The 14559-nt window shown below is 74.0% G+C and carries 12 protein-coding genes and 1 pseudogene; 3 read left to right on the top strand and 10 right to left on the bottom strand.

Features of this window, described 5'->3' with window-relative positions:
* The first annotated feature begins 127 nt into the window (after positions 1-127).
* Positions 128-1132: a 2,3,4,5-tetrahydropyridine-2,6-dicarboxylate N-succinyltransferase gene (gene dapD, locus ACIRRH_RS00125; RefSeq protein WP_403059419.1), complete on the top strand. Its 1005-nt coding sequence runs from the start codon at positions 128-130 to the stop codon at positions 1130-1132.
* Between the two features lie 302 nt (positions 1133-1434).
* On the opposite strand, the gene helR is transcribed toward dapD, so the two are convergent.
* Complete coding sequence (helR, locus tag ACIRRH_RS00120; RefSeq protein ID WP_403059416.1) at positions 1435-3591, bottom strand: RNA polymerase recycling motor ATPase HelR; 2157 nt, start codon at positions 3589-3591, stop codon at positions 1435-1437.
* 434 nt (positions 3592-4025) lie between these two features.
* Between helR and ACIRRH_RS00115 the strand changes: the two genes are divergently transcribed.
* Positions 4026-4262, top strand: a complete 237-nt coding sequence (locus ACIRRH_RS00115) for a hypothetical protein (RefSeq protein WP_403059413.1) — start codon at positions 4026-4028, stop codon at positions 4260-4262.
* Here ACIRRH_RS00115 and ACIRRH_RS00110 read toward each other — a convergent pair.
* The 6 genes and pseudogenes from ACIRRH_RS00110 to ACIRRH_RS00085 form a co-directional block, all read right to left on the bottom strand.
* The gene (locus tag ACIRRH_RS00110; protein ID WP_403059410.1) at positions 4208-4933 is read right to left on the bottom strand and encodes a DUF6099 family protein; all 726 of its coding nucleotides are present in this window, start codon (positions 4931-4933) and stop codon (positions 4208-4210) included. The genes ACIRRH_RS00115 and ACIRRH_RS00110 overlap by 55 nt on opposite strands.
* A 308-nt stretch (positions 4934-5241) precedes the next feature.
* Positions 5242-5547 (bottom strand): annotated as a pseudogene (locus tag ACIRRH_RS00105) (nucleotide pyrophosphohydrolase); the annotation flags it as partial.
* A 32-nt stretch (positions 5548-5579) separates the two neighbouring features.
* Positions 5580-7049, bottom strand: coding sequence for an AAA family ATPase (locus ACIRRH_RS00100; RefSeq protein ID WP_403059407.1), 1470 nt, complete (start codon positions 7047-7049; stop codon positions 5580-5582).
* A gap of 70 nt (positions 7050-7119) precedes the next feature.
* Positions 7120-7956 carry a putative RNA methyltransferase gene (locus ACIRRH_RS00095; protein WP_403059404.1) on the bottom strand — a complete coding sequence of 279 codons (837 nt, stop codon included), beginning with the start codon at positions 7954-7956 and terminating at the stop codon, positions 7120-7122.
* Positions 7957-8066: 110 nt separating this feature from the next.
* Positions 8067-8924, bottom strand: coding sequence for a RimK family alpha-L-glutamate ligase (locus ACIRRH_RS00090; protein WP_403059401.1), 858 nt, complete (start codon positions 8922-8924; stop codon positions 8067-8069).
* On the bottom strand, positions 8921-9826 hold the full coding sequence (locus ACIRRH_RS00085) for a RimK family alpha-L-glutamate ligase (RefSeq protein WP_403059398.1): 906 nt from the start codon (positions 9824-9826) through the stop codon (positions 8921-8923). The genes ACIRRH_RS00090 and ACIRRH_RS00085 overlap by 4 nt, the downstream gene beginning before the upstream one ends.
* A 205-nt stretch (positions 9827-10031) precedes the next feature.
* Here ACIRRH_RS00085 and ACIRRH_RS00080 point away from each other — a divergent pair, with 205 nt between their 5' ends.
* Positions 10032-10925 carry a GNAT family N-acetyltransferase gene (locus ACIRRH_RS00080; RefSeq protein ID WP_403059395.1) on the top strand — a complete coding sequence of 298 codons (894 nt, stop codon included), beginning with the start codon at positions 10032-10034 and terminating at the stop codon, positions 10923-10925.
* A 63-nt stretch (positions 10926-10988) separates the two neighbouring features.
* Here the strand turns inward: ACIRRH_RS00080 and ACIRRH_RS00075 are convergent, their stop codons facing one another.
* The 3 genes from ACIRRH_RS00075 to ACIRRH_RS00065 form a co-directional block, all read right to left on the bottom strand.
* Positions 10989-11417: a fic family toxin-antitoxin system, toxin component gene (locus ACIRRH_RS00075; RefSeq protein ID WP_403059392.1), complete on the bottom strand. Its 429-nt coding sequence runs from the start codon at positions 11415-11417 to the stop codon at positions 10989-10991.
* On the bottom strand, positions 11414-11650 hold the full coding sequence (locus ACIRRH_RS00070) for a toxin-antitoxin system HicB family antitoxin (RefSeq protein WP_045703875.1): 237 nt from the start codon (positions 11648-11650) through the stop codon (positions 11414-11416). The genes ACIRRH_RS00075 and ACIRRH_RS00070 overlap by 4 nt, the downstream gene beginning before the upstream one ends.
* Before the next feature lie 179 nt (positions 11651-11829).
* Positions 11830-14466 carry a collagenase gene (locus ACIRRH_RS00065; protein ID WP_403059389.1) on the bottom strand — a complete coding sequence of 879 codons (2637 nt, stop codon included), beginning with the start codon at positions 14464-14466 and terminating at the stop codon, positions 11830-11832.
* Positions 14467-14559 lie beyond the last annotated feature (93 nt).

The following is a 14559-nucleotide window of genomic DNA, read 5'->3' as shown; positions in this document are numbered from 1 at the left end:
CCCAGTGCCGGGGCGCCGGGCACCGGGTTTTCCCGCCCCGCGGGCCGCCGACCAGCACGTCCGGCGGGTGCGTCCGCCCGATGGGCGTGTTCGGCACCGGGGCCCCGCATTGGTTAACGTGCACGGTGTGACTGCTGAATCCACCTCGCTCGAATCCACCTCCTCGGCGAACGGCGCCGTGGCCACCGGTCTGGCCACCATCGCCGCCGACGGCACCGTCCTCGACACCTGGTTCCCCGCCCCCGCGCTGGCCGCCGAGCCCGGCCCGGCCGGCACCGTCCGCCTGACCGCCGAGCAGGCCGAGGCCGAGCTCGGCGCCGGCGCGGCCGAGGCGCTGCGCGCCGACGCGCGCCGCGGCGTCGAGGTGGTCGCCGTGCGCACCACCATCGCCTCGCTGGACGAGAAGCCGCTCGACACGCACGACGTGTACCTGCGCCTGCACCTGCTCAGCCACCGTCTGGTCAAGCCGCACGGCCAGAACCTGGACGGCGTCTTCGGCCTGCTGGCCAATGTCGCGTGGACCAGCATCGGCCCCGTCCCGGTGGACAAGGTCGAGCAGGCCCGCCTCGCCGTGCGCGCCCAGGGCGGCCAGCTGGCCGTGTACGGGATCGACAAGTTCCCGCGGATGACCGACTACGTCGCCCCGACCGGTGTGCGCATCGCCCACGCCGACCGCGTCCGGCTCGGCGCGCACCTGGCCACGGGCACCACCGTGATGCACGAGGGCTTCGTCAACTTCAACGCCGGCACCCTGGGCACCTCCATGGTCGAGGGCCGGATCAGCGCGGGCGTCGTCGTCGGCGACCACAGCGACATCGGCGGCGGCGCCTCGATCATGGGCACCCTGTCCGGCGGCGGTAAGCAGGTCGTCTCGGTCGGCGAGCGCTGCCTGCTCGGCGCCAACGCGGGCATCGGCATCTCGCTCGGCAGCGACTGCGTGGTCGAGGCCGGCCTGTACGTGACCGCCGGCACCCGGGTCACCACCCCGGACGGCACGGTGGCCAAGGCTGTCGAGCTGTCCGGCCAGGACAACCTGCTGTTCCGCCGCAACTCGCAGAGCGGCGCGGTCGAGGTCATCGCCCGCTCCGGCTCCTGGGGCGGCCTGAACGCCGACCTGCACGCCCACAACTGACCTGCGGGCAGCGGCCGTTGGGGTCCGGTGCCGGGTGGCGCCGGGCCCCGCTCGCATCTCGGGGTCCGCTCGCTGGTGGGCTGGGCCCCATCCGCGCGGGCCTCAGGGCTTGCGGTGGCGCCCCGGCGCCTTCCCCGGCCGCCCATGGCGCCGGCGGTTCCTGCTCGTCCATCACCCCGGTCCGACCTCCCGACGCCACCGCCCGGCACCCGCGTCACTCGACCGGGCGACGCGCGTTCCAGACGCGCGTTCCAGCCCCTACGCTCCCTCCTTCCGCGCTTGTTCCCTTCGCCGTCGCCTCCTCACGAGTTCCTGAGGACCACCAGCCGCTGGGTCGCCCTGGTCATCGCGACGTAGCGGTCGACCGCTCCCTCCACACCCCCGCCGAACGACTCCGGATCGGCCAGGACGACCAGGTCGAACTCGAGGCCCTTGGCCAGCTCCGGAGTCAACGACCGGACCCGCGGCCGCGCCTCGAAACCGCGGGCACCGATCACACAGGCGACCCCCTCGCCGTGCTCGGCGAGCCAGCCGTCCAGGACGGCGTCCAGCTCCGCCACCGACCGGTGCTCGACGGGGATGCCGCTGCTGCGGACGGAGGTCGGCACGTTGGCGTCCGGCAGTGCGGCCCGGATCGCGGGTTCGGCCTCGGCCATGACCTCCTCCGGCGTCCGGTAGTTGATGCTCAGCGAGGCCACCGTGTTCCGGTCGAGCCCGATCCGCTCCAGCCGCTCCTGCCAGGATTCCGTGAAACCGTGCCTGGCCTGCGCGCGGTCCCCGACGATGGTGAAGCTCCGGGACGGGCAGCGCAGCAGCAGCATCTGCCACTCCGCGTCGGTCAGCTCCTGGGCCTCGTCCACCACGATGTGCGCGAACGGCCCGGCGAGCGGCTCCGGGTCGGCGACGGGCAGGGCAGTCTCGTCGACCAGGGTGTCCTGGAGGTCGCGCCCGCGCAGCATCGTCACCGCGCCCTCGCCGTCGTCGTCGGCCTGCAGCAGGTCGCCGATGACGTCGGCCATCCGTGCGCGTTCGGCGGAGGCCGCGGCCTCCCGCCGGCGCCGGCGCCCCTCCGCCTCCGGATCGCCGAGCCGCTGCCGGGCCGCGTCCAGGAGCGGCAGGTCGGACACCGTCCAGGCCTGGGGCGCGTCCTTGCGCCGGAGCCTGCGGACCTCCTCGGGTGCGAGCCAGGGCGCGCACATCCGCAGGTAGGCGGGCACCGACCAGAGGTCGCCGACCAGGTCGGCCGCGTCGAGCAGCGGCCAGGCCCGGTTGAGCGTCTCGGTCAGCTCCCGGTCCTGTCGCAGCGACCTGCGGAACAGCTCGGGCGAGACCCCCTCGTCCTCGTCCAGCTTGTCCATCAGGATCGTGGCCAGTTCCTCCCAGATCTGCTCGCGGGCCTCGTTGTGCGGGGTGCCCGGGTCCGGCGCGTCGAACGCGTCGGACCAGTCCTCGGCGCTCAGCCAGAGGTCGGCCCAGTGGGTGGTCACCTCCATGCCCTCGGTGGGCGGCTCCTCGTAGAACCGGACGGCCTTCTCGATCGCCTTCACCATGTCGACCGAGGACTTCAGCCGGGCCGCCTCCGGGTCGGTCTCGGCCCCGGCCTTCGCCCCCTCCACGACGAGGTCCCGCACGGTGCAGGTGCGCACCCCCTCCTCGCCCAGGCTGGGCAGGACGTCGGCGACGTAGGCCAGGTAGGGCTGGTGCGGGCCGACGAACAGCACGCCGCCGCGCCGGTGGCCGAGCCGGGGGTCGGAGTGGAGCAGGTACGCGGAGCGGTGCAACGCGACGACCGTCTTGCCGGTGCCGGGGCCGCCGTCGACCACCAGGGCGCCCCGGGACCCCGCCCGGATGATGGCGTTCTGGTCGGCCTGGACGGTGGCCAGCACATCCCTCATTCGGGCCGACCGGTTGCTGCCCAGACTGGCGATGAACGCGGACTGGTCGTCCAGCGCGGCGTGCCCCTCCAGGGCCTCGGCGGTGAACACCTCGTCCCAGTAGTCGCCGATCCGGCCACCGGTCCAGCGGTACCGGCGCCGGCTCACCAGGCCCATCGGGTCGGCGTGGGTGGCCGCGAAGAACGGCTCGGCCGCGGGCGAGCGCCAGTCGACCAGCAGCCGGCGCCCCTCGCTGTCGGTGAGACCGAGCCGCCCGATGTACACCGGCTCCGGGTCGTCCGCGAGGACGACCCGCCCGAGGCACAGGTCCAGACCGAAGCGGCGCAGGGCACGCAGCCGACCGGTCAGCCTGTGCACCTCGATGTCCCGGTCCATCGCCTCCCGGCCGAGACCGCCCGGCGCGCGGCGCAGCGCGTCGAGGTGGTCGGACAGCTCGGCGATCGACTGCGACAGGCTCTCCGCAACGGCCGCAAAGTGCTGTTCGTCCTCGCCGATCAGCGCCGGATCGGCCTTGGCGGCGAGACGGGCGGGAAGGTCGAACGCACTGGTGGTCTGGCGGTTCATGGCATCAGCTCCGATCTGAGGCCTGCGATTGTGCGCCACCGCGGGGGCCTTGCCGCAAGACCCCCCATGCGCTATACGTTGAGAGTGGCAAGGGGTGGGTTCTCCCCCTTCTTCTTCCTCCTTCTCCTCCCAGGGCGTGCTCGACCACGCCCTGTTCCGCGTCGCCGGTCACGCCCCGCTCCACGTCGCCCGGGGTCGCTCCGCGCCTAGCCGAGGCCGCGCCGTGACGGCAACCCCTGCTCACCCGGGAGGCTTACCGCGCAGCAGAGTTGGACCGCATCGGGTGGTGTCCGGGTGACGGCATCCGGAGCGGTTCGTTGGGTGCTACGGCGGGGGTGGGTACCCCGGTGGCGGGCAACTGCCACCTCCCGCCGTGCGGTCCGAGCCACCGTCGGCCGCTCCACACCGCACCACCGATCCGAAGAGGTCCCGTCATGTCCGAACCATCTGCCACGCCGCAGTTCCCGAGCAGCCCGACGGGCTCGGCCGACGGCACCTCGGCCGGACCCGCCACTCCCAAGAGCCTGCTGGAGCAGATGCAGGAACTGCTCGCCTCCGTCACCGCCGACCTCGCCGAACTCCAGGGCTCCGGCCCCGGAAGCGCAGACTCCACCACCTATCCGACCGGCACGGACACCTCCGAGACCTCGGACGCGCCGGGCACGCGGTAGCCCGCCGCCTGCTCCTCCCCGGCCGGCCCGCCCCCACCGGGCGGGCCGCTGCCCTCCGGGGGACCACTGCCGGAGGGCGAGCCGCTGCTGCGCGCCGCACCGCCCCCACCCGGCGGGCCGGCTTCGCCCGGCGGGCCGAGCCGGACCACCAGTAACGGCGCCCCGCCACCCACCGGCTCTCGCTCACGCTCCGCCCCGCCGAGCACCGCGGGCTGCGCCTCCCCGGCCCGGACCGCCGCCTCACGCAGCCGCCCGGTCAGGTCCTTGCACTCCGACACCGCGTCCACACCGTCGATGCAGGTCCAGTAGAGGCTCTCGGTGTCCGCTCCGCAGGCCAGCACCACCAGCGTCTCGCCGACCTCCTGGAGCAACCCGTCCAGCGCCCCCAGGGCCGGCGCCAAGTCCCCGAGGTCGGTGAGCCGCGCGGCCCGGCCGCCGCTCACCAGGGCCGCCCGGAGGACGGAGCGGTCCAGGCAGACCGCCGCATGGGCCCCGGCCTCGGACAGCTGCTGCCCCAGCCCGGTGAGCTCCTCGTCCTCCGACTCCGCCAGCCTGGCGCCCACCGCCTCGGTGAGCAGCGCGGCCTGCCGCGCCTCGGCTAGCACGTCCGGTACGTGCCTGGCCTCGGCCAGGGCGTGCCGGGCCGTCTTGATCAGTCGCAGCGCCTCCATGGCCACCGCTCCTCCCGCTCGCTGTCGCCGTCGGCCCTGGCCGCCGGAAGGGGCGGTCCGAGCACTGACGGCTGGTCACGGCGAAAGCGTGCGAGGAATGGCCCGGGTGCGCATCCACGTTGTCAGAAGCTGTGGACAAGTCCGGGGTTGTGGATAACTTCCGTCCCTCACAAGGGTTGGTCGCCCACGTCCAAGTTGACGAAAGCCGCATTTTCAGCGGCCGGGTCCCCCTCGGCCTCGACCGCCCCCTCGACCTCGACCGCCCCCTCGGCCTCGACCGCCTCCCGGTCGGCACCGGCCGTGTCCACCGGCACCGGGAAGCGGAGCTCGTTCCGCTCGATCTTGGCCGCCAGTGCCTCCAACGGATCCACCCCGACCGCCGTGCAGAACTGCAGCAGGTACGCCAGCACGTCGGCGACCTCGTCGCGCACCCGGTGCGCGCGTTCCGGATCGGACATCACCGCGGCCGCCTGCTCGGGCGTCAGCCACTGGAAGATCTCCAGCAGCTCCCCCGCCTCCACGCTCAGCGCCGCCGCCAGGTTCTTCGGGGTGTGGAAGGGTTCCCACCGCCGGGCCGCCGCGAAGTCCACCAGCCGCTGCCGCAGGGCCTCCACGGTGGGCTCCGCCGGCCCCGTCACTCGTTCGCTCACCCCTCCAGGTCTACCGCATCGCGGCCCGCCGCCCCACCGCCGGCCGGGGACGCCCCACCACCCTCCGGGGATTCGGCCGGCCCCTCCTGCTCCGCCGACGGGCCGTCGCCCGCCGCCGCACGCCCGTGCGCACGCCCGTCCACCCCACCGGCCGCTTCCCCGCGCCCGCCCTGGGCCGGCACCCGCGCCGCCTCCGGCCGCAGCACCGTGAACCCGGAGTCCGGATCCCGCCGGCACTCGACCAGCACCACCCCGCCCCCGGGCGCGCCGCCCAGCGCCTCCCGTGCCGCCGCCGGCTCCTGCAGGGCCGCGACCACCCGCAGCTGGCTGCGCTCCGCCATGTCCCGCGCCAGCCGAAGCAGCCCGGCGGTCTGCTCGGCGGAGAGCCCCGCACCCAGGTCCTCGGCCAGCACCGTGAGCTGCCGGTGCGCCCAGGGCACCTCGGCGGCCACGTCGAGGTCGAGCACCCCGGCCCCGGTCAGCAGCACCGCGGCGAAGGCGAGGTGGCGCAGCATCCCGTCGGAGGCCTGGTCGGCCCCGGTGCGCCCGAGGACGCCCTCGTCGAAGACGGCGAGGACCCGCCGCACGCCCGCGCTCTCGCGCTCGGCCAGGGTGAGCCCGAGCAGCGGGTGCGGTGCGGCGGCCTGCACGGCACGCAGCAGCTGCCCGTACCGGCGCGGGCACTCGTTGCTCAGCCGGGCGACGACGGCGGAGATGTTGGCGGCGTTGCTGCGCAGCCGGGCCTGCTGGTCGGCCCGGGCCCAGCCGCGCATCAGCGCGGGGACGGGGTGCAGCGGGAAGACCTCGCGCAGCGCGGTGAGCAGGTCCTCGGTGGCGGCGAGGACGAGGCACTCCCCGGCCGACGAGCCCGCGACCCGCAGCGGCAGCTGTGCGGTGATCATCGTGCCGCTGGGGAACGGTGCCCGGATGTCGCCCTGGCGGGTGTCGTTGTGCCAGCAGACGTTGACCCGCCGGTTGCGGACGTCCTGCTCGCCGGTGTCCATCAGGGTCCGGCCGTCGAGGGTGAGCGACTCCCGGGCGATCCGGACCGGCCCGTCGGTGCGGATCACCACGTCGAGCCGGATCAGGCCGTGCGGCGAGCGGACGGTGCAGCCGAGGATGATCGCGTCCCGCCCGTGCGGGACGCACCCGTCCAGGCCGCCGCGGACGGGCCCGGCGAGCGGGCCGGTGCGCTCGGGCAGCCCGTCCAGCGAGTCGGCGATCTCCTCGCCGAGGGCGAGCCGGGACAGCACGGCCAGCGCGTCGAGGGCGTTGGACTTGCCGACCCCGGCGGGCCCGTGCAGCACGGTGAGGGGCGCGAGCGGCAGCACCGCACGCCGGTAGGACTTGAACGAGGTGAGCCGGAGCTCCTCGACGGTGGGGCGCGGCACGGGCGGCCGGTCGGGCCCCGGGGCGGCCGGTCGGAGGTGGGCCGGCCCTGCGGGCCTGGTGGCGTCGCGGTTCACCCGTGGGACGTTAGCCGCAGGCCGACCGGCAGAAACGTGCCTTCAGCGCAGATTCATCCCAACGTGGCGCTCAGCGCAGGTACGCGGCCACCGTCACCGAGGCCGTCACCTCGACCGGCTCCGGCAGCTCCGCGAGCGCGGCGCCGAGCCGCTCCGGGTCGGTGTGCCAGGCGCTCGGCCCCATGCCGACGACGGTGCGCACGTCCTGCGGGCCGAGCCGCAGGGTGAACTCGACCTCCCGCCGCCCGGCGGGCTCCAGGTACGGCCCGAGCTTCTCGTCGATCCGCCGCTGCTTCTCCTCGTCCACCGACAACAGCCCCAGCGCATCGACGAGTTCGCGCAGGTGGCGGGCGGTCGGCGAGACCAGCAGCAGGGTGCCGCCGGGGCGCAGCACCCGGCGGATCTCGGGCCCGTTGCGCGGGGCGAAGACGTTGAGCATCAGCTCCGCCGAGGCGTCCCGCAGCGGCAGCGGGCGCCAGGCGTCGCACACCACGGCGCCGATCCGGGGGTGCGCCTTGGCGGCACGGCGCAGCGCGAACTTGGAGATGTCGAGGGCGGCGCCGACCGTGCCGGGCAGGGCGTCCAGGACGTGCTTCAGGTAGTGGCCGGTGCCGGCGCCGAGGTCGGCGACCAGGCCGCCGGACCCGCCGGCGACGGCGGAGGCGGCCTGCGCCAGCGCCTCGGCGATCGGCCGGTAGTGCCCGGCGGCCAGGAAGTCCGCGCGGGCCGCGACCATCTCGGCGGTGTCCCCGGTGCCGGTGTGGGCGTCGCCGGCGAGGAGGCTGACGTAGCCCTGCTTGGCGAGGTCGAAGCTGTGCCCGGCCGGGCAGCGCAGGCTGCGGTCGTGCCGGGTGAGGGCCTGCGCGCAGTGCGGGCAGGCCAGGTAGCGCTCGATGTCCTGGAGCAAGGTTCCGTCTTCTCTCGCCGTACGCCCCGGCCGGTCGGGGCGCCAGCCAGCCTAACGACCTCGACGGACCCGGCGCCCCGGGCCACCGCCCCGGCAGCACCCGGCAGGACCTACCGTGCACCCCTCCCGGGCCCGAGCCCCGCGAGCGCCCGGCCCTGCCCCGCGAGCGCCCGGCCCTGCCCCGCGAGCGCCCGGCCCCGCTCCGCCCCGACGCGCAGCGCCAGCGCCACGAGCGCCTCCGGCGCGCCGGGCCGCCCGCGGACCCCGGGAAAGGCGTTGACGTCCACGATGACCGGCTCGGCGGGCCCGTCGAGCAGGTCGACCCCGTACACGTCCAGCCCGAACACCTCGCCGACGCGCAGCGCGAGCGCGGCCCGCCCGGCGGACGGCTCCCAGTCCTCCGCCCGCCCCGACTTCCCCGTGCCGGTGGCGAGTTCGGACTGCCGCCGGGCCGCGAACACCTGCCCGTCGACCACCCACAGCTTCTGGTCCCAGCCGCTCCCCGGGACGAACGGCTGCGTGACGACCGGCTCCTCGGGCCAGCGCTCGGCGAGTTCGCGCAGCCGGGCCGGGCCGTCCACCCGGGCGACCAGGTCGTGCCGCCTGCTGTGCCGGCTCTTGACCACGAACGGATAGACCGGGTCGACGAGTTCGCCCAGCCGTCCGACCGCGTCCGTGGGCGCGAAGGGCAGCCCGGCGGCGCGGGCGAGGTCGGCCATCCGCACCCGGTCCTGGCACAGCTCGGTGGCCGCCGCCGAGTTGACCACCGGCGCGCCCCGCCGCTCCAGCTCCCCCGCCAGCGCCAGCGCCTGCGGCGTACGCGCCTTGAGCAGGTAGACGTCCGCGAGCCCGCCCACGGGCCCCGCGGGCGGGACGGCCGCCACCTCGTGCCCCTGTCTCACCAGCAGTTCGGCGGCCGCCGCCAGCACCGGATGCCCCGGGTCGCCGGTGATCAGCCCGACCTTCACAGCAACTCCCCTTCGCCGAAGCCCAGGTGCCCGTACGGATCGCCGCCCGCGGGCACGAGTTCGGCGGGCCCGCCGGGCACCGACACGGCCGTCCCGCTGCGTGCCAGCCGCAGCACCGCCCGGGCGACCCGGGCCACCGCGTCCGGCACCTGCCGGAAGCTCGGGAAGTCGTTGACGTCCACCACGACCGGCCCGTCCGGCCCCAGCAGCACGTCGACCCCGTACAGGTCCAGCCCGAACACCTCGCCGACCTGCGCGACGATCCGCGCGACGCTCCCCGGCAGCGGTACCTGCCGCTCGCGCACACCCTGCCCGGGGTGCAGCGGGGAGGAACGTTCCGTCGCGAACAGCTCGCCGTCGACGCAGTACACCTTGAGGTCGGTCCCGGAGTTGGGCACGTACGGCTGCGCGATCAGCAGCCCCTCCCCCGCCAGCTCCGGCCCGACCTCCAGCAGTTGGCCGGGGTCGCGCACCAGCCGCACGGCGCGCCCGGAGCTGCCGTCGGCGGGCTTGACCACCAGCGGGTACTCGGCGGCAGGGATCTCCGCCAGCCGCTCCCAGCGCGCGGCCGCGTACGTCACCGGGACGGGCAGGCCGCGGGTGCGGCCGATCACCGCGGCGAGCGCCTTGTCCCGGACCCCCCGGATCGAGCGCACGTCGTTCACCGTGGTGAGGCCGACGGCGGCGGCCGACTCCAGCAGGGTCAGCCCCGGCCCGCCAAACACGGTCTTGAGCACCCAGGCGTCGTGGCTGCCGGCCCGGACCTCCTCGGAGATCGCCAGCAGCGAGTCCCCGGGGCGCAGCACGTCCACCCGGTGCCCCCACGCGGTGAGTTGGCGCGCCACGTCGAGTGGCATGCCGTCGCGCCGGTAGTGTTCCTCCACCAGAAAGCAGAGCCTCATGGGCCTGTCTTCCCCCTTGCCTCGCCTCGTGCAGACGTCCGCCGTCCCCCTCGGCAGAGCTGTAAAGGCTTCAGCATGCACGCCGTGTCCGCACAAGATCGCTGCGAGCGGGTAAGCGTTCGGCAACAATCGGCCCCCGAGGCGTGACCGGAGGACCGGACCGCACGCGAAAAACGGGTGGCATCGCACCCCCGCCCCTGCTTGGATGCGGGCCGTGACTCCTGCTGATCATGCTCCCGACCGCCTCCTGCTCGACGAGATCGAGACCTACTACGACGCCGTGCCGCGCAGCGCCGCCCGCACCGAGGACTTCGGGCCGCTGACCCTGTTCGTCCGCGACGGGGCCGGCTGGCCGTACTACGCCCGCCCGGCCCTCGGCCACAGCGGTCCGGCCGCCACCGCCGGGGACGTCCGCCGGGTGCTGGATCGGCAGCGGGAGCTGGGTGTGCCGGAGGCCTTCGAGTGGGTGGCCGAGCAGAACCCGGAGCTGCGCGCGGCGGTCGAGGCGGCGGGCCTGACGGTGCACGAGCACCCGCTGCTGGTGCTGGGCCTGCAGGACGAAGCGGCCCCGGCACCCGAGCTGCCGGAGCAGGTGGAGGTCCGGGTGCTGGCGCCGGACGCGCCGGAACTGGCGGCCGCCATCGCCGTCCCGCACCTGGCCTTCGCCGAGCCGGGCACCGCCGTCGGCCCGGTCGGCACGGCCGAACTCGCCGAGAGCGCCGCGACGCTGACGGCAGACGGCACGGTGGAGCGGATCGCCCGCCGGATCACCGCCGGCGCCACCGTGCTCGCCGCGGCCCTTGAGGACGGCACGGCGCTGTGCGCGGGCCAGCACAACCCGGTGGGCCCGGTCACCGAGGTGGCCGGGGTGGGCACGCTCCCGTCCGCGCGCCGTCGCGGGCTGGGCCTGGCGGTCACCGCGGCCCTGGTCGCGCACGCCCGGGCGAACGGGGTGCGGACGGTGTTCCTGTCCGCCGCCGACGAGGACGTCGCCCGGATCTACCGCCGGGCCGGCTTCCGCACCTTCGCGACGGCCCTGATCGCGGAGCCGCCCGCCCTGCAGGAGGCCGGCGACGGGCAGGAGGCCACCGCCCGGTAGAACCCCCTCCGCCCGGCAGGAGCCCGGCACGCAACGGCCCGGGGAGCCCCGACGGGGCGGCGGTCAGTCGTCGTCCTCGTCCTCCTCGTCCGCCCCGGTGACGCCCTCCCCCTCCGCCTCGTCCACCACCCAGGCCGCCAGCCGCTCGGCGACGCCCGACACCCCGAGCCGCCCCTCGCGGATGGCCCGGGAGAGGCTGCGCACCTCGCGGGCGGTGGTGGCGACGGTGCAGCCGCTGGCGACGAGGTAGGCGTAGGCGGCGGCGGTCGCGAAGAGTTCGTTGGTCTTCTCCAGCGCGGGCACCCGGATCAGCTGCTGCATCAGCGCGGCGGCGCGGTCCTGCGGTTCGGGGTAGACCGCGATGTCGAATATCTCGGCCTGGTGGCGGGTGACCGCCGCGAGCAGCGAGCCGTAGTCGGTGACCTGCGGGTCACCGGGCGTGTACTGCTCGGCGGTCATGAGCAGCCACGAGAGGTCGACCTCCAGCTTCAACGGCGCACGTCCTGGAGGTCGCCCGGCTCCCCGAACTCGGCGAGGAAGGCCGTCTCGTACTCCTTCATGAACTGCGCGGCCGCGTCCACGAAGGCCCGTCCGGACTCGCCCATGTCCTGTTGGACCAGGCGCTCGATGTACTGGTTCATGCTGATCCCCTGCTGCTCCGCCCGTTCCCGGGCCATCTCGGCGGTCGTGGCGTCGACCCGCACGTTCAGCTGCTTCTTACCCATGCCGTTCAAGCTAGCGCTCAAGTGCTAGCACAACAAGGGCGTGCGCACACCGCCCGCACACCTGCCGCACGCCGCCGCGCAACCTTGCCGTCACCAGGACGCCGAACGGGCCGGGCCCGTGGCTGCTGCCACAGGCCCGGCCCACCCCGGAAGGGGTCGGATCAAACGGGTCGGACGGATCAGAACTGGGTGCTGACGGTGACCCCGCTGAAGTCGGTCTTCGCGTAGAGGCTCACGTAGCGGTAACCGGCCGTCGGGTTGGTGACGGTGATGCTCTGGGTGGTGCCCGCGTTGGTGGACGAGGCGGTGTAGGCGCTCGGCGAGGCCCAGGTGCTGTCGTTGTAGTACAGGTAGGCGGTGCCGGTGCCCCCGGTGGTGGTGATCTTCAGGGTGCTGGTGCCGGCCGGGAGGTAGACGTACAGGTAGTCCAGGTTCCCGGCGGTGGCCGACAGGTTGGCCCGCGAGCAGTTCTGGCCGAGGGCGTCGGTACGCGGGTCGGTGCAGGCCGGCGGGGTGGTGCCGCCACCGCTGCCGCTGCCCGAGGTGACGGTGGCCGAGGCCGGGGTGCTGGCGGTCTTTCCGGTGTTGTCGGTGACGGTCAGCGCGACGGTGTAGGTGCCCGCGGCCGCGTAGGTGTGGGTCGGGTTCTGCTGGTCGGACGAGCTGCCGTCGCCGAAGGTCCAGTGCCAGGCGGTGATCTGGCCGGGGCCGGTCTGCACGGACTTGTCGGTCAGGGTGACGGTCGGGCCGTTCACGGTCTGGCCGAACAGCGCGGTCGGGCCGGCCGCGTAGCAGGCGCCGCCGGCGCAGGCGTCGAGCCAGGCGTCGAAGTCGGCGTCGTAGCCGGTGCCGATGCCGTTGTAGACCGCGTAGCCGCCCTGGTAGTCACCGGTGCGGAAGTGCGCGAGCATGGCGTCGATGTCGGCCGGGTGCTTCTCGAACATGTACCGGACGGCCAGGTAGCCCCACGGGTAGGTGCGCACCGTGTCCGAGTTGCCGTACGTGTTCTGGAAGACGGTGCTCAGCTTGTACGTGTGCTTGGCGGCCTCGGCCATCGCCTGGGTGTCGGTGGTGCCGCGGTAGGCGTAGGACTCGTACTCGGCGACGCCCTCGATCCACCAGATGTCCGGGACGGAGATCTCGGTGGAGAAGTTGCCCTTGAGGTCGTAGATGTTGTCCAGGTAGTGCGTGTACTCGTGGTTGAGGTTCCACACGTTGCCGGTGAAGCCGTCGTTCCAGGACTTCTGGTACATCACGCACACGGCCCGGTTGTTCGGGTCGGTCGGGTCCATGACGGTCTGTCCACCGTTGTCGGTGGAGTTGTTGAAGATCGCCCAGGAGTACGTCAGGTAGTCCGCCTGGTTGGCGAAGACCGCGAGGGTCAGCTCCTTGTCGTACTGGCCGGGGATCGGGCCGTTGTCCTTCACCAGCTTGTGGAAGAAGGTGTCCTCGCCGCGCAGGCTGGCGCAGACGGCGGCCAGGTCGGCGGGCGACAGGGCCTCGGTCTGGATGGTGCGGTTGTCGCAGACCAACTGGTTCGGCAGCACCGCGGCGGTCAGCTTCGCCGGCAGGTCGCAGATGCCGTAGTACGAGCACTGGCCGGGGTCGAAGCTGTTGGCCTGGAACGCGGTGTGGACGTACAGCGGGCCGGTGGCACCGGTGATCTGCACGCCGTCGAGGACGGCCTTGACCTTGTCCTTGAGCGCCGCCTCGACCGCCGGGCTGTCGCCGGCCATCCGGCCGAGGTCGTTGCCCGCGTTGACGTCCAGGTAGGCGTTGGGCGTACCGAGCAGGTCCTTGTGGTTCAGCGCGAAGTCGCCCAGGGCGGCTCCGATGCTCGGGTCGGCGGCGACCGCGTTGACGAAGTCGGGGTTCCAGTTGCCCCGCCACAGCGGCGCGGACAGCACCGCGTTGACCGCCTTGAGCATCTTCGGGTAGGCGTTGTACGAGCTGTTGTAGCCGTTCAGCACCTGCTTGTAGACGCCCAGGTAGCTGCCCTGGAGGTTGGCGCTGTCGGTGAGCACCAGCACCTCGTTGAGCACGACGCCGTTGTTGTCGTTGACGTCGGTGCGGTGCGGGCTCGCGAAGAACGCGTCGAGGGCGGCCTTGGAGGCGCTGCTCAGGGCCGCGTCGTACGGGCCGACCGCGCCCGAGTTGTACGACTGCACGTACCAGCCGGCCCGCTGGAAGAGCACGAGCTGCAGGATGGCGGTCGAGTTGTCGCCGGTGTAGCTGCCCGCCATGGTCTGGAAGGCGTTGGCGACGGTCAGCATCTTCGATTCCTTGAAGATGTTGCCCGCGTCGGTGCCGGTGACGTTGAACAGCGTGTTGACGCAGTCCGTGGTCGAGCTCTCGATGAAGGAGACCAGGTCGGCCCCGCTGCGGCTGCCGAAGTCGGCCGGGGTGCAGCTCTGCGCGGCGGCGGTGGCGGCCGCACCGGCGGCACCACGGGCGGCGAGGGCCGGCTTGGCCGCGGTCGTCTTCGGCGCGGCCGGGCGCGGCGCGGTCTGCACGGCGGTGCCGGCCGGCTGGCCCATCACGACCTGGCCGAGGAGCGCCGGGGGCAGCGGCTCGGCGACGGGGGCGAGGTCCTCGGTCGCGCGGGCCTGGGCGGCCGGGTCGACGGTGAGGAAGGCGCCGAGCGGCTTCGGCAGGGCGGAGCCCGGGTCGGCCGTCGGGGCACCGGCCGCGGGCCGGGCGGCCGCACCGGAGACCGCCGGGGCGGCGGACGCCGTGGCGGGCAGCAGCGTGGCGGCGGCGCAACAGCCGGCGACGAGGCCGGCCAGCAGGGTGGGGAGTGCTATCCGTGGGCGCACTGGTGGGGTCCTTCTCCTGTGGGGGGAGGCTGGGAGGACTGCCGAGACGTTGGGGGAACGCGTCATGATCCTGCCAGCGGCGGAAGGCCAGAA

The sequence above is a fragment of the Kitasatospora sp. NPDC101235 genome (genome assembly GCF_044767505.1).
In the GTDB taxonomy this organism is placed as follows: Bacteria; Actinomycetota; Actinomycetes; order Streptomycetales; family Streptomycetaceae; genus Kitasatospora.
Note: the sequence above shows the minus strand (reverse complement) of the source record. Positions and strands in the feature narration are given on the sequence as shown.